At 41.2% G+C, this 16,396-nt stretch carries 20 protein-coding genes; 12 read left to right on the top strand and 8 right to left on the bottom strand.

The window, feature by feature from the left end; translation table 11 throughout:
* Positions 1-39 precede the first annotated feature (39 nt).
* The gene (locus NSQ36_RS10785; RefSeq protein ID WP_339205680.1) at positions 40-1,368 is read right to left on the bottom strand and encodes a CoA-disulfide reductase; all 1,329 of its coding nucleotides are present in this window, start codon (positions 1,366-1,368) and stop codon (positions 40-42) included.
* A 187-nt stretch (positions 1,369-1,555) separates the two neighbouring features.
* On the opposite strand from NSQ36_RS10785, the gene coaA reads away from it, so the two are divergent.
* Positions 1,556-2,515 carry a type I pantothenate kinase gene (coaA, locus tag NSQ36_RS10780; protein ID WP_034620396.1) on the top strand — a complete coding sequence of 320 codons (960 nt, stop codon included), beginning with the start codon at positions 1,556-1,558 and terminating at the stop codon, positions 2,513-2,515.
* A 30-nt stretch (positions 2,516-2,545) separates the two neighbouring features.
* On the opposite strand, the gene NSQ36_RS10775 is transcribed toward coaA, so the two are convergent.
* From NSQ36_RS10775 to NSQ36_RS10760, 4 genes are all read right to left on the bottom strand, one after another.
* Entirely contained in the window at positions 2,546-3,781 is a 1,236-nt protein-coding gene (locus NSQ36_RS10775) for an MFS transporter (protein WP_003215590.1), read from the bottom strand.
* 188 nt (positions 3,782-3,969) lie between these two features.
* A complete protein-coding gene (locus tag NSQ36_RS10770) occupies positions 3,970-4,314 on the bottom strand; it encodes a YolD-like family protein (RefSeq protein WP_050943808.1) in 345 nt (114 codons plus the stop codon).
* Between the two features lie 15 nt (positions 4,315-4,329).
* Positions 4,330-5,562 carry a DNA polymerase IV gene (locus tag NSQ36_RS10765; RefSeq protein WP_106028734.1) on the bottom strand — a complete coding sequence of 411 codons (1,233 nt, stop codon included), beginning with the start codon at positions 5,560-5,562 and terminating at the stop codon, positions 4,330-4,332.
* A gap of 150 nt (positions 5,563-5,712) precedes the next feature.
* On the bottom strand, positions 5,713-6,162 hold the full coding sequence (locus tag NSQ36_RS10760; protein ID WP_050943810.1) for a YfmQ family protein: 450 nt from the start codon (positions 6,160-6,162) through the stop codon (positions 5,713-5,715).
* A gap of 277 nt (positions 6,163-6,439) precedes the next feature.
* On the opposite strand from NSQ36_RS10760, the gene NSQ36_RS10755 reads away from it, so the two are divergent.
* Together NSQ36_RS10755 and NSQ36_RS10750 are read left to right on the top strand one after the other, a co-directional pair.
* Complete coding sequence (locus NSQ36_RS10755; RefSeq protein WP_034620502.1) at positions 6,440-6,919, top strand: GNAT family N-acetyltransferase; 480 nt, start codon at positions 6,440-6,442, stop codon at positions 6,917-6,919.
* The gene (locus NSQ36_RS10750; RefSeq protein WP_339205677.1) at positions 6,916-7,890 is read left to right on the top strand and encodes a GNAT family N-acetyltransferase; all 975 of its coding nucleotides are present in this window, start codon (positions 6,916-6,918) and stop codon (positions 7,888-7,890) included. Before NSQ36_RS10755 ends, NSQ36_RS10750 begins: the two co-directional genes overlap by 4 nt.
* Positions 7,891-7,907: 17 nt before the next feature.
* On the opposite strand, the gene NSQ36_RS10745 is transcribed toward NSQ36_RS10750, so the two are convergent.
* Positions 7,908-8,615, bottom strand: a complete 708-nt coding sequence (locus NSQ36_RS10745; RefSeq protein ID WP_044141052.1) for an expansin EXLX1 family cellulose-binding protein — start codon at positions 8,613-8,615, stop codon at positions 7,908-7,910.
* A 212-nt stretch (positions 8,616-8,827) separates the two neighbouring features.
* On the opposite strand from NSQ36_RS10745, the gene NSQ36_RS10740 reads away from it, so the two are divergent.
* The 3 genes from NSQ36_RS10740 (at position 8,828) to NSQ36_RS10730 (ending at position 10,975) form a co-directional block, all read left to right on the top strand.
* Positions 8,828-9,154, top strand: coding sequence for an iron-sulfur cluster biosynthesis family protein (locus tag NSQ36_RS10740; RefSeq protein WP_003215572.1), 327 nt, complete (start codon positions 8,828-8,830; stop codon positions 9,152-9,154).
* Positions 9,155-9,166: 12 nt separating this feature from the next.
* Positions 9,167-9,406 (top strand): YqkC family protein, encoded by a 240-nt coding sequence (locus NSQ36_RS10735; protein WP_003215790.1) that lies wholly within the window; start codon positions 9,167-9,169, stop codon positions 9,404-9,406.
* Positions 9,407-9,712: 306 nt separating this feature from the next.
* Entirely contained in the window at positions 9,713-10,975 is a 1,263-nt protein-coding gene (locus NSQ36_RS10730; RefSeq protein ID WP_003215654.1) for a tetratricopeptide repeat protein, read from the top strand.
* A gap of 26 nt (positions 10,976-11,001) precedes the next feature.
* On the opposite strand, the gene NSQ36_RS10725 is transcribed toward NSQ36_RS10730, so the two are convergent.
* Positions 11,002-11,934, bottom strand: coding sequence for an alpha/beta hydrolase (locus NSQ36_RS10725; protein ID WP_335356223.1), 933 nt, complete (start codon positions 11,932-11,934; stop codon positions 11,002-11,004).
* Positions 11,935-12,059: 125 nt separating this feature from the next.
* Between NSQ36_RS10725 and NSQ36_RS10720 the strand changes: the two genes are divergently transcribed.
* Positions 12,060-12,281 (top strand): YqkE family protein, encoded by a 222-nt coding sequence (locus NSQ36_RS10720; RefSeq protein WP_003215614.1) that lies wholly within the window; start codon positions 12,060-12,062, stop codon positions 12,279-12,281.
* Positions 12,244-12,759 carry an antimicrobial peptide LCI gene (locus NSQ36_RS10715; RefSeq protein WP_249118256.1) on the top strand — a complete coding sequence of 172 codons (516 nt, stop codon included), beginning with the start codon at positions 12,244-12,246 and terminating at the stop codon, positions 12,757-12,759. Before NSQ36_RS10720 ends, NSQ36_RS10715 begins: the two co-directional genes overlap by 38 nt.
* A gap of 80 nt (positions 12,760-12,839) precedes the next feature.
* Here the strand turns inward: NSQ36_RS10715 and NSQ36_RS10710 are convergent, their stop codons facing one another.
* On the bottom strand, positions 12,840-13,763 hold the full coding sequence (locus NSQ36_RS10710) for an aldo/keto reductase (protein ID WP_339205673.1): 924 nt from the start codon (positions 13,761-13,763) through the stop codon (positions 12,840-12,842).
* A gap of 167 nt (positions 13,764-13,930) precedes the next feature.
* Between NSQ36_RS10710 and NSQ36_RS10705 the strand changes: the two genes are divergently transcribed.
* The 4 genes from NSQ36_RS10705 (at position 13,931) to NSQ36_RS10690 (ending at position 16,395) form a co-directional block, all read left to right on the top strand.
* Positions 13,931-14,488, top strand: coding sequence for an NUDIX hydrolase (locus NSQ36_RS10705; protein ID WP_268458358.1), 558 nt, complete (start codon positions 13,931-13,933; stop codon positions 14,486-14,488).
* Entirely contained in the window at positions 14,485-15,666 is a 1,182-nt protein-coding gene (locus NSQ36_RS10700) for a TIGR00375 family protein (protein ID WP_339205669.1), read from the top strand. Before NSQ36_RS10705 ends, NSQ36_RS10700 begins: the two co-directional genes overlap by 4 nt.
* On the top strand, positions 15,653-16,105 hold the full coding sequence (locus NSQ36_RS10695) for a GNAT family N-acetyltransferase (protein ID WP_106028737.1): 453 nt from the start codon (positions 15,653-15,655) through the stop codon (positions 16,103-16,105). Before NSQ36_RS10700 ends, NSQ36_RS10695 begins: the two co-directional genes overlap by 14 nt.
* 68 nt (positions 16,106-16,173) lie before the next feature.
* Entirely contained in the window at positions 16,174-16,395 is a 222-nt protein-coding gene (locus NSQ36_RS10690; protein WP_003215884.1) for a hypothetical protein, read from the top strand.
* Position 16,396 lies beyond the last annotated feature (1 nt).

Genomic DNA, 16,396 nt, shown 5'->3' with positions numbered 1-16,396 from the left:
TTCTTTTTTTTGAAGTAAGCTGCCATTGTGACCGTCTTTTTATCTCCGCCTTGCTGCTTGCTGAAGCGGGTCCCACACACTGTTAAAAGGCGGTGCATAGCTAATATCTAAATCTTCAAGATCTGTTATGGTTAGCTGTTGGTAAAGAGCAGTTGCCATCACATCGATCCGTTTATCTACACCGTTTCTTCCGATGATTTGGGCACCGAGCAAGGTGTAGTCATCACTTCTGTAAATCAGTTTGATTTTCATTTTCTGCGCATCTGGATAATATCCAGCGTGATCCGTACTGTCAATGGTGATGGTGGAAAAAGGAATATCAGCTGCTTGTGCTTCCTTTTCAGATAAGCCCGTTCGTCCCGCTGTCATGCTCATAAATTTCATGACGGCAGTTCCAGTCACGCCTTGAAACGCCCGGTTTGTTCCCGTCATATGAAAACCAGCGATTCTTCCTTGTTTATTCGCCGTTGTACCGAGCGGAATATAATCGAGTGATTGTTTGATGCGGTGATAAGTGGCTGCGCAATCCCCGGCAGCATAGATGTCTTTTACATTGGTTTGCATGTATTCATTTACAACAATGGCGCCATTTGAAAGCCGTTTGATTTCTGTTTTGTCTAAAAAGGATGTTTGCGGGGTGACGCCGATGGCCATGATGACCATATCTGTTTTTATGGTTTGTTTGTCTGTTTGAACAGCTGTGACATGTGATTCGCCCTCTAATGTCTGCACGGTTTCCCCGAGTGTCACGTGAATGCCTTGGGCACCCGCCTCTTCTTTCAGGTGCTTTGCCATATCGGGGTCAAAGCCCGGACCAAGTGTTGAACCCCGCTGAATGATATGTACCTTTTTTCCCAGCGCTTTTAAATTTTCAGCCATCTCTAAGCCGATATATCCACCGCCAATGATCGTGACATGTGTGATATCTTGTTTTAAGTGGTCTAAAATGGACAGCGCATGCGGAATGGTTTTTAATACGTGTACGCCTTCTAGCGGCTGATTGTTTAAATCCAGTTTAACAGGGCTTGCTCCTGTCGCAATTAAGAGGCGGTCATAGCTTTCGGTAAAGGGTTCTTTTGTTTTCGTATGATGACCTGACACCGTTTTTTGCTTTGGATCAATGGAGGTCACTTCGTGTAAGCATCTAGCATCAATTCCGTATTTGTCGCGAAATGTTTCAGCGCTGCGTGCAATCAGCTTGTTGTGGTGATCAATGAGACCGCCGATCAAGTAGGGGAGGCCGCACTGTCCATATGAGAAAATCTCTCCTTTTTCAAAAGCGACAATATGTGCATCTGGATCCTCTCGATATATTTGCATAGCACAGCTCATTCCTGCTGCATCTCCGCCAATTATCACATATTTCATTTGGTGTGCTCCCTTCTATCTATCGAACTGAATACTCTTATTTACCCTCATTTTCCTTTTTTTAATGCTTTTTTTCGCAAAAGAAGCAAACTTTAGTGGAAAAATAAAGACAGCGCCTTCATTTTAAGCTACAATCGGATTATCGTCTTTTTGGTTACGAGTTTAGTGAAGATTGGTGGGAAAGACTTTGAGTGACACGCGACTAGATTTTAATACTTTATATACACGTCATACAAGAGAGGCTTGGTCTGCTCTTGGAGAATATATGCCGGTATCTGTTTCAGAAGAGGAAGCAAGAGCACTTCAAGGATTAAATGACTATTTATCGCTTGAAGAAGTTCAGGATATTTACATACCACTTATTCGTTTTCTGACATTGCATGTCTTTGCAGAAAAACAAAAAAATCAGCATGTGAATGCCTTTTTAAACTACCCGCATCATGCGAAAATTCCTTTTCTCATTGGGATTGCTGGAAGTGTGGCTGTCGGGAAAAGCACAACGGCCCGTATCATCGAAACGCTTTTATCGAGGCTTGGAGATGGACTGAAAGTGAGTCTTGTGACAACAGATGGCTTTTTGTATCCTCAAAAAGAATTAAAGGATCGAGGACTCATGGAAAAGAAAGGCTTCCCAGAAAGCTACGATGTCAAAGCCTTGTTGTCTTTTTTAAACGAATTAAAATCAGGTAAACAAACTGTGCATGCCCCGGTATATTCGCATCTGACCTATGACCGGCTTGATGGTGTGTATGAAACGGTGGAGGATGCCGATATTGTTATTATTGAAGGAATCAATGTGCTGCAATCCCCAGCGCTGGATGATCTGAAGGATGAACCGCGTGTGTTTGTATCAGATTTCTTTGATTTTTCGATTTATGTAGATGCTGCTGAAACGCAAATTCAATCATGGTATAAAGAACGGTTCCGTTTGCTGAGGGAAACAGCTTTCCAAGATCCTGAATCCTTCTTTCATCAATACAAAGATTTGACGGATGAAGAGGCAGATCACATGGCAAGCACAATTTGGAATACCGTCAATCGCCCTAATTTATATCAAAATATTTTACCGACAAAATATCGAGCTGATCTCATTTTGAAAAAAGGTGATCAGCATAAGGTGGAAGAGATTGCTATCCGCCGAGTATAAAGAAAAACCGCTCAAACGAGAGCGGTTTTTTTAATGATCTCCACTGACTTTCACAGCGATGGCAGCTGCGGATCGCTTTTTCAGGCGGTAGTATCCAATGAGTAGGAACGGAACACCTGCGATGGTGATGATCGACAAGACTGAAAAAATGGAGAAGGGATGGGCTGCGCCAAAATAGTCAATGCACAGTCCGCCGACAAATGGTCCGATGACGCTGCCGAGCTGAGAAAATCCCATCGCGCCAAAGTACGACCCCTTTACTTCTGGCTTTGCCACATTGTCTACAAATAGATCCATCATCGCAAACAGCAGAACCTCTCCAATTGTAAACACGACAATGATGAAAGCAAGCATGCCGAGACTCTGTGAAAAAGCAATGGCAAACAAACTGCCCGCAAGAAGAATATTCCCAGTGGTGAGCGACAAAATGGTGGAGTAGCGTTTGGCGATCATGATGAGCGGATATTGTACGACAATGACAACAACTGCATTTAAAGATAAAAGGTATCCAAACAGTTTCGGACCATCCTCAATCATAGGCGAAGCGGATAAATATTGAGGCAGCGTTGAGCTCAAATGCGAATACCCGAACGAACATAAGGTAACGCCGATGAGGATAATGCTAAAGACCGTATCTTTTTGGATAATGGAAAGGGCTTTTTTGACCCCAATTTGTTTCGTGTTTTCTGGAGCAGCAACTGGATGTTTCTGAAATTGCCAGGCCAGCGTTAATCCGTATAACAAATAAATGAAGGCAGCGACGAGAAATGGAAAGGTTGTTTTCGATGACCCGAGATATAAGCCAAGCAGCGGACCGAAGATGACCCCTATGTTAATGGCTGTATAACGTAAATTAAACACAAACAACCGAATACTTGACGGGGTGACATCAGATAAGAGCGCCTTAGATGTTGGTTCAAACAGTGCCCGGCACAGTCCGTTTAAAGCGTTCATGATAAAGAAGACCCAAATGGCATCTGCAAATGCAAAGCCAACAAAGACAAGTGTCCAACCGAAGATTGATAGAAGCATGACCTTTTTTCTTCCGATACGATCAGAAATATATCCACCGTAAAAACTCGCAACGATCCCAATCAGAGAGCTAACGGCAATGATTAATCCAGCAGAAGAAGCTGAGGCGCCTTTGACTTGTGTTAAATAAACGGCCAAAAAAGGAATGCTCATGGACGTCGCCATTCGGCCAAATATGGTGCCGATGATGATCGTCCAACTAAGCGGATGTAGCGTACGTAAGTTATTTTTCATGCTGTTTCTCCCCTGAGTTTGTAAGATGTTCCAATCATACATGAAAAATTGTGCAAATTAAATACACAATTTGATGGAGGGGACATCCGCCATATGGCAGAGAAGTTTGATTGGCTCGTATTTGGAGACGCGTGCTTTTTTCTGCTGGTGCTTTTATGCCACTGATTCGCGCGGTCATTTGACCCCATTTAATCAAGGTCGATCGCGACGATTTGCTGCAAGGACAGGTTGAGAACATCTTCATCATTGACGATTTTTATGCGCTGCGTTTCATAATGAATGGCTTTGACCCAGCCCCAAAACTGTTCTTTTCTATCTGCTGCGGCATATGTCACGCAAATCGCTTGATCCTCAGTAATCGACTGTGTGATCAAAAAATTCATTTCTTCCAGTTGATCGGTGCTCAGCGGGGGAGGGGTGTATTTTTTTTTCTGCCGTTTTTGAGCAAGCAGCTGCTCCCGGTGCTCTGGAAGCATCATTCGGCTTGATTCCCACATGAGGTTGTATCCAGGTGTTAATTTATTGGGATTCATGGCTGTTCGCCTCCGTTATTTGTAATGTCCGCCAATTTTTTCGGCGCGGTGATACGCCTGCCCTGCGCTTGTCAGTGAAGAAGCGTGCAGCAGGGCAGCAGGTCCATACTTTATGTGGATCGCATCAAATACTTTGCTGAGTTTGTCTTTTTGAACATGATGATCAAATAAAGTTAGCTGATACTGGCTGTCAGACTGCAGCTGTGAGAGAGTAATACCGACACTGCGAATGGGCTGACCATCCCAGTGCTGCTGGCATAGCTGAATGGCTGCCTCTGCAATATCTGTCCCGTACTGTGTAGGTGAATGAAGCTTGATTTGTCTATGAAATCCGGTCGGGTGAGAAAAATCAGCGCCTCTCACGCCAACAGACACTGTTTGCCCAAGATAATGCTTAAAGCGTGCACGTCTTGCCACCTCTTCGCTCAATTCAAGAAGAGCGACTTTGATATCCTCAAAAGACGCATAATCATGGGGGAGAGTCATATGATGTCCCACCGCTTTTTGCTCATTATGTGTGTGAACGGTGACCGGAGAGGGATCATGTCCTAAAGCTGTTCGCTGCAAAAGCTCTCCGTTGATTCCCCAGCGTTTTTTAAGCCGGTCTAACGGATAAGCAGCAAGCGTCCCAATGGTACTGATGCCCATTCGTTTTAAATGGTGCTCCATTCGTTTACCAACGCCAAATAATTTTCCAATCGGAAGCGGCCATAAATCAGTCGCAACACTGTCTGCGCGAAGTTCATAAATGCCAGATGTGTTTTTTTTAGCAAAATGGTCACAGGCCATTTTAGCGAGCACTTTATTAGGACCGATGCCAACACGTGCGTAAATACCCGTCTGGTTCATAATGGTTGTTTGTATATTTTGAGCGATCTCACGGGGAGAACCGAGTAGTGTCAGGCTGCCTGTAATATCGAGAAATTGTTCATCAATTGAATATGGTTCGACAAGATCTGTGTATTGTTCAAGCAGCTCTGTGATCATGACAGAGATATCAAGATAGCGCTGCATACGAGGGCGTACGACGACAGCTTCAGGGCATTTCTCCTGTGCTTCCCATAATCTGGATGCATTTTGAACGCCCCGTTTTTTAGCGAGCGGGCAGGCGGCAAGTACGACTCCGCTCCGCCGCTCAGGATCTCCAGAGACGATGAGCGGCACATCCTTCAAGTGGGGAGCCTCCACTTTTTCGACTGACGCATAAAACGATTGCATATCCACAAGCAGAATGGCTCGTTCATTCATTATTTTCACCCCTTAGAACGTATGTTCTGTTTCTATTTTAACCGTCAGGAGGCGAAATTGATACTGGTAAATCATTCAAAGAAAAGAGTATAAATCCATACAAAAAAAGACGAAGTGGAAGACACTTCGTCTCATTTGATGCAACATATTTTAAGCATGTGCCAAGTTGTGGGATGTTTGGAGGGGCTCAGAACGCAAACGATAGGCCATCAGTTTTTTCTTAGGCTTATGTGTAAACTGCCGCACCACATCCACGTGGTCATCGTAATGATACAGATAAAGGGTCACATCATGCTTGCCAAGCTTTGTTTGCATGGTAAGAGGCGCCGGCCCTTCCTGCGGATGAAGAAAGCGCTCTTCATCACCAGGATAAATATAATAGCGTTCAATAAAGATCGCATCATTAAAATGTTGAATAATTTCAGATGTTTGTTGATCATTGAGCGGACGATCTTCAAACATGATCGTTGTTTGATCACTTGTTACTTTTGCATGCACTGCATAACGACTAAAAAGGCGTTCCACAACACCAGAAGGCAGCGAAGTGACAAGAAGCTTTAAAAGACTAAACACAACAAGTGAAGTAACAATCCAAACCAATATCATCATCTCCAATAAACATTTGTTACATTTCCTATATGAACCATCTTAACATACCAAAAGAATGAAACTTTCGCACAAAAAGTGAACTTTTTGAAATAAGTGTGAAGATTTACAAGGAGATGACGGCGAAAGAACGAAATCAACAAAGCTGAAAGGAAAAAAGGCTGCCACGTAATCTTTACAAACAATTAATCGGACAGGTAGACTATTGAAACAACAGTTTTTTGTAAAAAAAGAGAGCGGTAAGCCAAAAATGAAAAGGGGCGAGGTCATCATGATACGTCAAGTGAAGCCGTCAGATTTTTACGCCGTCACATCCGTCATCCAAAGCTGGTGGGGAGGTAAAGATTTGCGCGCAACATTGCCGAAGCTATTTTTTGAACATTTTCAGCAAACAAGTTTTGTCGTCGTTGAAAAAGGTGAACTGATTGGCTTTTTAGTCGGTTTTTTATCGCAATCTCGTTCAGATGAAGCGTATATTCACTTTGTTGGGGTACATCCAGATCACCGGAAATTAAAGATCGGAAAAATGCTGTATCAAGCCTTTTATGATGTGGCAAAACAGGAAGGAAGAACAACCATTAAAGTGGTAACAGCACCTGTAAATAAAGTATCAATTGCCTATCATGCAAAATTGGGCTTTCAAATTGAAAAAGGGGATAAAACTGTAGAAGGAATCTCCGTGTTTTCAGAATATGAAGGAATAAATGAAGACCGTGTTTTATTTGTGAAAAAGTTAGAGGCGATGTCATGATTGTCAATTTAGATCAAACAATAGGAGATGTAGCAAAGCAGATCTTACATATTCAACTAGCTGCATACCAACAAGAAGCTGAACAAATTGGCTATGCCGATCTTCCGCCATTAAAAGAGACCATTCAAGATGTAATGAAAGCAAAAGAGCAATTTATTGGTTTTGAGCAAAAGGGAATCTTACTAGGTGTTGCCTCTTATGAAGAGCAGAAAGATTATTTGATCATTAGTCGATTGGCTGTACATCCAAAAGCGCTAAAGCAGGGTATTGGAACAAGACTTATGTCTACAATTATGGAGAAAAATGTCCCTATAGAACTGACCACTGGGCAAAAAAACACCCCTGCAAAAAGGCTATACGAAAAGTTAGGATTTGTTGAAACAAATGTGATTCATGTTGCAAAAGAGCTCACCTTATCAAAAATGAAATGGACACCGAGGCGAAAGGTTGCGGTTGTCGAATTCAAAAAAGAATGGCATGAAGAATTCCATCAAGAAAAGCAGCGACTCAAGCAAATCATTCAAAAGAGCTGGATAGAAGGACATCATATTGGTAGTACGTCAGTTGAAGGACTTGTTGCCAAACCCATTATTGATATCTTAATAGAAGTAAGTCATATAAAAGAGATCGATAGAAAAAGAGAGAGCTTTGAACATCTTGGATATCAAGCGCTCGGTGAAAATGGCATAAAAGGGAGACGTTTTTTTCAAAAGGGTGGCTTGAATCGTACGCATCATGTCCATATTTATGAGAGAAATCATCCTGATGTGAAAAGGCATTTATTGTTTCGAGATTACTTAAGGGCCCATCCAGAACGAGCTGTAGCGTATGCGTCTGTCAAGGAACAATTAGCAAATCAGTATCGGGAAGATATACAAAGCTATATGGCAGGAAAGAATGAAATCATAAAAGTAATAGAAAATGAGGCATATCGCTGGGATAGAGAAGGAGGAGAGGAAGCTCTTAAATAAGCTACCTCTTTTCCTCGTTAATTAGGAAGCTGAACATTGCCTTTTACAGTATAGGCCTGTGAAGCAGCAGTAGATGGAAGAGCGGGTAATTTATCCTTTACGATGACCCCGCGGATATCTGTGATTCGAACAGGAAGAGATTTAGACCCCATATTAAATCCAAGGAAATGGTTGTAGTCTGTCTTTTCCATGTTCACCCATTGTCCATCTTTGTAATATTCCATTTTCATAATCGGATATTTATGATTGCGCACTTGAATCGCAGCCCACCACTTACTGCTACCTTCTTTTATTCTGTAAACTACATTTCCGCTAATCGGTGCTTTTACAATTTTCCAACTAATTGGGATTTTCCCATCTGCCATATTGCCAATTTTGGCAAAGGCATTATGAGAAAGATCAAGAGCTCCTTTCGCTCCTTCTGGATATTTATCGGTTACATACACAACGGTTTTTCCTTTTGGACCCTTTACTTCAAGGTAAGCCCCTGCAAGTGCCGCATTTATCCCTTTATAGTTATAGTCATGGGGATTTAAAGCCGTAATTTTCATGTCAGATGGAATAGGATCTAATAATGCGGCGCCCCCTGAGTAACCAGATCCCGTATAAGTTGCATAGCTTTCTCGTACTTCATCAAGGACAGATGCCGCTTTCATGTTTGGCACAGCGAAACTCAACATCAATATCAGTGCCCCGATGAAGCAGAGAGATAATCTTTTTTTCACGATCTAAAACCTCCTGTTTATTCTTTAAAAATTGGTAGCGTCATAAGTATAATTCTAAAAAACAAGAAGCAAAAAGAGCCAATAGATAGATATAATCATAGTGAGAAGAGCGTGTATTTCAAAGAATATGACTTTCGGATTTAGTCGTGTGTCATGTTTTATGGTGTTTTATGTGTTACAATGTAAGCATCAATTTAAAAAGGATGTTCGCCATGTATATTCACATCACAGAACAGGCTAAAACATATATAGAAAAACAGCAAACAGGAAACGAAACTAAGGAATTACTGCTTCGCTACGATTCAGAAGGTTGTGGCTGTGCAGTGAGTGGCGTACCAATGCTTTGGTTAACAAGTGAAAGAACAGGTGAATGGGAGCAACTTAAAAATAGCCAACATTTAAAACTATATATACACATTGCACAGAAGGTATTTTTTGATGAGGAAATGACCATCGATTTTAATGAAAAAGCCAATACATTGATGCTGAAAAGTCCTCAGCAAATACTCAGTCCAAGAATGGGCATACTTGTAAAGTAAGGTGGAAACGTAGTGGATCAGAAGCTTAGAGTGATACAAAACACGGCACAAAATAAAACATGGGTGTCGTTTTTAAATAACAATCATCCCTATACCCTTTTGCACTGGTCAATAGGTGGAATGGATTCGGTGAAAAAGGATGTTTGGCTTCTTCAGGATGAAGTCACATTTGAAACGGAAGAATTCCCAACGCTCGAATTAGCTGTCAATTGGATCAAAGAGAATATGGAACAGGTAACAGATGTATTATAAAAGCCCTTTTTGACAAAAGGGTTTTTTTCGTGCCTTCATCATCTCATTAAACAACTGGGAACGTCTAATCTGAAAAATGATCTTTTGCAACGCAAAAAAAACTGTTTTATAACAACCAATTCGACAAAATGAGAAAAATAGACATGAAAAAATCGTGGATTTAAATGCCGAAAAATAGGCAATGGAAGCGGTTATTGCGGGATACCGAAAACTTTGCGAAAAATGACATTTCATATTTCTTCCATTCGAGGAAATATGATAGAATACAACATGTATCGTATATGAGAAGGGAGGTGCTAAAGTGAATTGAAGCTCAAGCTGTCATCGCCTCAGGTTGGAATTAAAATAAACGAATGGTATAGGCAGATTTGCGGATTTCATGTCATGAAAGCAGAGAAGCTGAAGGCCGAGATCGAGCAGGAAATTCTGGAGATGGAGCAAGATCAAAACTTGTTGCTGTTTTACCAGCTGATGGATTTTCGCCATAAGGTGATGCTTGAATATTTTGAACCGGCAAAGAAAGCCTCAAATGATGAAGAAATTAAAAACCTGCTAGAAACGATCGAACATTCGCAAACGAAATTAACGGACATGCTTGAATACTATGTTCATTTTTTCACAGGAATGTTTGAGTTTGAACAGCAAAACTATTTAAGTGCCATTGCCTATTACCGTTCAGCAGAAAAAAAGCTCAATCTCATATCAGATGATATAGAAAGAGCAGAATTTTACTTTAAATTAGCTGAAATATACTACCACATGAAACAAACCCACTTTTCGATGCACTATGCCTTGCAAGCGTTAAATACGTACTCTGCCTACAGAACGTACACGCTGAGAATCATCCACTGTGAATTTGTCATCGGTGCAAACTATGATGATTTGAAATGCTATGAACATGCATTGCCCTACTTTAAAAATGCTCTAAATCGAGCACGATCGATTGGAAACCCTCGAGTCATAGGTTCGGCCCTTTTCAACTTAGGTAACTGTTATTACCAAATGAACGATCTTGCGGAAGCAAGCCGTTATCTGAAAGACTCTCTTGAAGTGTTTGAAAAGGAGAATTTAACCCATCTTAATCGCTCTCTAGACCCACTATTTATGCTCACCCAAATCCTGTTTAAACAAAAACAAATAGAAGAGTCGTTAACCCTCTATCAAAAAGGTATTATGAAAGCCTGTGAATTAGAAGATGAAATTTACATCTGCAAATTTCAGTTCTTAAAAGCATTATACGTTGATGCAGAAATAACGATCATAGACGATACATTAGACCTGCTCGAGGACAAGCGCTTATACCCAGACATTGAGGAATTGGCACTTGATGCGGCTCATTATTACAATGAGCTTGGACTGTATGAAGCATCGACACGGTTTTACGAACGGAAGATTCAAGCCATATCAAAAATTCAAAATGGGGGTCATTTATATGAAAACGAGTTTGATAGTTCTTTTATTGGCAGCAACTGCAGGATTATCGGTCATGAGTCAGCAGCAATCGGAAGAGAGTCATATGGAACTGGCGGGCAGACACCATACAACAGTAGTGACTATCGCATAAGTTAGCTCAAAAAGAGGAGACGAACCACTGTTCATTCTCCTCTTTTATCTTCATTTGATTCAAATGGTTGAAGGAATACTTGAACTTCTTGTTCGTAAGCTTCTTTATTTTCACTAAAAGACATCGCGTGTGCCCCGTGCGGCGCTATAAATAGTTGTTTATCACCTTTTTTTCGAGCATATAGCTGCTGACTCTGCTCGCATGGAATATAGTCATCATGAAGACTATGGATAAAAAGCACAGGTTCTCTCACCTGATCGATCACATCCAGCGGTGACACTTGCCGAATGCTGTATCCATCCCGCCATTTTAACACTCGATCACTTAGTGGAAGAATCCATTGACCTGAAAGACGAAAATCTGTTTTTAATCGATAGAGAAGCTGATCCTCAAAAGAAGCAAAAGGACAGTCAGCTATGTAAAAATTGGCGCTTGCTTCCGGCTTTGCGGCATATAACAAAGTCGTGACTGCCCCCATAGATTCTCCATGTATACCGATAATGGCATTTTCCCCAAGTTTTTGTCTAAGCCACTTCACGACCTTCGCTAAATCTTCTTTTTCGTAGTATCCATAACTCGTGGTTTTCCCGCCACTCATTCCATGTCGTCTATGATCATAAAGCATCACATTCCATCCAAGCTTTTGGAATAATTTCATATACTTAACGGAATTTATTAAACTGACTGTGACGCCATGACAAAGTACAATGGTGCGTGTTGTATGAGAATGCGGATGCGGCACAAAATAGCCATGAAGCTCATAACCAAATGCTGAAGGAATACACACTTTCTCTTTGTTAAGATGTTGAAACTCTTCATGATGATAATGCCCTTCATCTGATTCTCGTTTGATGAGCTCTTCATCTGTTAATTTTCGAATATACATCATTTTGTTGGTGAAAAAAATGCCGATTGCAACGAGCGGACATAATATGAAGGCAAGTATAGCGATCCATTTTTTCATCTAGCTGATTCTTCCTTTCCGAGGTTTTTCCTATGACGATCATACCACATGTTGGGAGATTGGCGTGACTCTTGCTCAGGAAATAAAACGGATGATACACTTAGAGGCAAAAGGAGAGAGGCACAATGAAAAAGAACAATGATCAAGCGAAATTAAAGGACGGCATAAACGAAAATCTCAAACAGCAGCTTCTTCAAATGAAGCAGAATCTGGCCGCCGAGACAGAAAAAAGAGAAGAACAAAAACGACAAGACCTCCTTCGGCAGCAGAAAGAAAAAGAAAAAAACAAAAGCTTCTCCGAGCTGCTAGATGAAAGTCATTTGGACTGGAGAAAATATAAAAGCTAAAAAAGGGAGCACTGATGCTTCTTTTTTTATGTCATCATTGAGGTTGATCAACACGCAAGTGCTTCCGGTTCCTTCGATTCCTCCTTCATTTAAATCCCTTTTTATAACAAATATAGTATTTAAGACCCTTTTGATAGAAGGTCGTACTACTTATAATGAAGGTGTATTACAATATTTGGGAACGGAGATGATTTACATGAAAATGAGAAAAACAATGGCTGGAGTCGCTTTATCTTTAGGATTGCTTTTACCTGTTTCTGGACAAGCTCTTGCTACAAATGAATTAACGAATGCGGATTTGCGTACAAAGGCTACTTCAATTGTAGATTGTTCTGTAACTCCTTTTAAAGGCGCAAGTAATCGATTATGTATGTATTCGGATAATGGTTCTTTTGCAAATAGTTTCAGTCGTTTTGGTACGACATTTTATCTTAAAGGCAAATCTGGAAATTATGCATATTACGAAAGTGCAAGATAAGACAACGGGGCCTTTAGCCCCTCTTTGCTTTTGTCTGTCGAATATGAAAAAGAGATCACATCAGATGATCTCTTTTTATCTCATTTAAACCGGTGCGCGTCGTACATAGATGATTTTGTATAGTAAGTCAATGCTTTTACTTCTTGGTCACTTAAAGAACGTGCATTGGCCGCTGCCGCATTTTCTTTTAATTGTTCCACCGAGCTTGCGCCAAATACAACGGAACTGACCGCAGAATGCTGAAGCAAATATTGAATGGAGAGCTCTGTGAGTGATAGGTCATAAGCGACTTTCTTTAAAGAAGGAATAACCTGCTGTAGCTCGTCAAATGAATATTGAAGATAGCCGTTTTTTTGAATTGATGGACTTGCTTGTGAAAGTGGTTTTTCAGTTAAAAGCCCTTTTGCTAAAGGTCCTCTTGCCACAACACTAATGCCTTGTTCTTCAAGAAGAGAGAACCATTCCTCTGGACGGCGGTCGAGTAAACTATATTGCATCATGACGCTGACGATGTTTGATTTTTTGGCGTATTCTTTAATGACGTTTGGACGGATAGAAGAGATGCCATAATAGCGAATGACGCCTTCTTCCACTAATTCTTCAAAAGCCTCAATCGTCTCATCGATAGGGTCATCGATCGTGCCTCCGTGCAGTTGGTATAAATCAATATAATCTGTTTGCATCCGCTTGAGGCTTTGTTTTACGGCTTCTTTTATGTATGCCTTTGAAGGGTCCCAGTCCCAGCCAGATTTGCCTTTTTCAAAGCGGTTGCCGCCTTTTGTGGCCAAAATTAAATCTTGCCGCCTGTTTTTAATCGCTTCCCCGACAATTTCCTCATTTGTCCCAAAATCATATAAATCGGCTGTATCCAAATAGTTAATTCCAAGATCAATGGCTTCATCTAATAAAGAGAGCGCTTTTCCTTTTTCTGTTCCTAGGGACATACATCCTAGAGCCGCTTCGCTCACCAAAAGATCCGTTGTACCAATTCGTCTTTTTCTCAATTCCATCACACTCCTATTCCTTCACATTAAGTGAAAAAAATCTAGAATTCAAGCTAGGTGACTTCAAATGGCGCATTGAAGCAAGCGTCCGCATTTCGCTTCTCTTAAATCATCTATGTTAAAATGAATGAAGTAAAAAGTGAAAGTAGAACGAGGAGCTGACAAAATTGAAGGACTTTGAAGAAAAAACATTATCGACTAAAGAATTATACAACGGAAAAATCATTGATTTGGTTCTTGAAGATGTACAATTGCCAAATGGAAAACAAGGCAAACGCGAAATCATCAAACATCCTGGTGCAGTAGCCGTCATTGCTCGGACAGACGAAAATAAAATCATCTTGGTCAAGCAATACCGTAAAGCACTAGAGAGAGCCATCGTTGAAATTCCGGCTGGTAAATTAGAGCCAGGGGAAGAGCCGGCACATACAGCACTGCGAGAATTAGAAGAAGAAACAGGATACACCACTCAGAAGCTTCAAAAGCTGACAGCCTTTTATACATCACCAGGTTTTGCAGATGAAATCGTCCACATGTATCTTGCAGATCACCTAGTTCCGCTTGAAGAAAAAAGAGAGCTGGATGAAGATGAATTTGTTGAAGTGATGGAAGTTTCATTAGAAGAAGCCTTGCACCTCATTGAAAAGCAGCATATTTATGATGCAAAAACAGCCTATGCCATTCAGTACTTACAACTGCAAGAGGTACTTAAGTCAACAAAATGAGGGAGTTTTTTGCAGACATCCATATTCATATCGGCAGAACAAGAACAGGCAGAGCTGTTAAAATTACAGGTGCAAGATCACTGACCATTGACCAAATTCTCATTGAAGCAACGCAAAGTAAAGGGATGGGGATGATTGGTGTGATTGATGCACAATCTCCAGAAGTCCTAGAAGAATTAATAGAGGGTGTAGCGGAAGGCAAGTACACTGAACTAAGTGATGGCGGTCTATCATTTGAACAGACCGTGCTGCTTTTAGGCAGTGAATTAGAAATTAACGATAACCAATCAAAAGGTCCGATTCACGTGCTTGCATTTATGCCCACACTGCGCAAAATGACTGAGTTCTCCGCATGGCTCGCACTACATATGAAAAATGTGCATTTGAGTTCACAGCGCCTCTATGTGGATGGGAAAACACTTCAGCATAAGGTCAAGGAGCTAGGAGGCTTATTTATTCCTGCTCATATTTTCACGCCGCATAAAAGCTTATTTGGCAAAGGAGTCAGCACGTCTTTAACGGAAGTATTCGATCCGGACCTCATTGATGCTGTTGAACTAGGACTTAGCTGCGATACGTCAATGGCGTCCCAGTTAAGCGAACTGAACCGTTATCCATTTTTAACGAATTCAGACGCTCATTCTTTAGGGAAAATCGCGCGAGAATATACAAAAATCCGCATGGACCATGCCTCTTTTGCCGAATTCAAACTAGCCCTTGAAGGGAAAGAGGGGAGAGCCATCATAGGAAATTATGGGCTCGCCCCGCGTCTTGGGAAGTACTATCATACAACCTGCGAGAAGTGCGGAGTAAGACCTCGCGCGCTAGATCAAGAAAAGTGCCAAGCATGCGGACATACCCGGATGACAAAAGGAGTGAGCGAGCGTTTAAAGGAGCTTGCTGACCAGGAAAGTGACAATGGAACAAGACCTCCTTATGTTCATCAGCTTCCACTTCAATTTATTCCGGGTGTTGGAGCCAAAACGCTGGAGAAGCTAAAAGCCGTGTTTCACACAGAGATGAATATCCTTCATCAAGCAACAGAACAAGAACTAAAAGCTGTCCTGCCAGAAAAAACAGCCAATTACATCATCAAAGCAAGAAAAGGTGAAGTCGAACTGATCGCTGGCGGGGGCGGAGTATACGGTAAGGTGGATATCAATCATGAATCAAGTTAACTGGACATGTGAAACGTTTGAACAATTGACAAAAGAGGATCTTTACCTAATCTTAATGGAAAGAGTCAATGTGTTTGTTGTTGAACAAACATGCCCTTACCCTGAAATTGATCACCGGGACCAAGAAGCGCTTCATCTGATGGCAAAAGAGAACGGCACGATTGTGGCTTATTGCCGAATTTTTCAAAGCGGAATCATGTACGAAGAGGCGTCCATTGGCCGCGTTCTTGTGACAGAGGCAGGCCGAAAAAAAGGCTATGGAAAAATGCTACTTAGCAAGGCTTTGGAAAAGCTGAGTGAATTAGGTGAAACAAGTGTCAAAATTCAGGCGCAGGCCTACCTGAAGTCGTTTTACGAATCCTTTGGTTTTAAGGCCGTTTCAGATTGTTATGATGAAGATGGAATTCCCCATCTTGATATGGTGAAAACAGAAAGATAGGCGTGTATACGTCTATCTTTTTTATGTCACATCGTGTATCATAACGTCAACGAAAGGGGTTTTGCCAAATGGGAAAAAGCAATGCAAAGAAAAAACGAGAACATATTGAAAGGCAGCACAGCCGAAACCCGGAACTGTCGAGAGGAAACATGCCGCACTTTAGTACACATGAAAGAAAAACAAAAACAAAACAAGAAGCCTTGCAGCACATGATGAAAAAACATAAAAGAAGGAATGCTTATGATCACTATCAAGAGGATCATAAGCATTTTTATTTTGCTTTTTTGTGAC

It is taken from the genome of Bacillus sp. FSL W8-1143, assembly GCF_037965155.1.
GTDB classification, from domain to species: domain Bacteria; phylum Bacillota; class Bacilli; order Bacillales; family Bacillaceae; genus Bacillus; species Bacillus pumilus.
The sequence above is the reverse complement of the archived record's forward strand: the minus strand, read 5'-3'. Positions and strand labels throughout refer to the sequence as shown.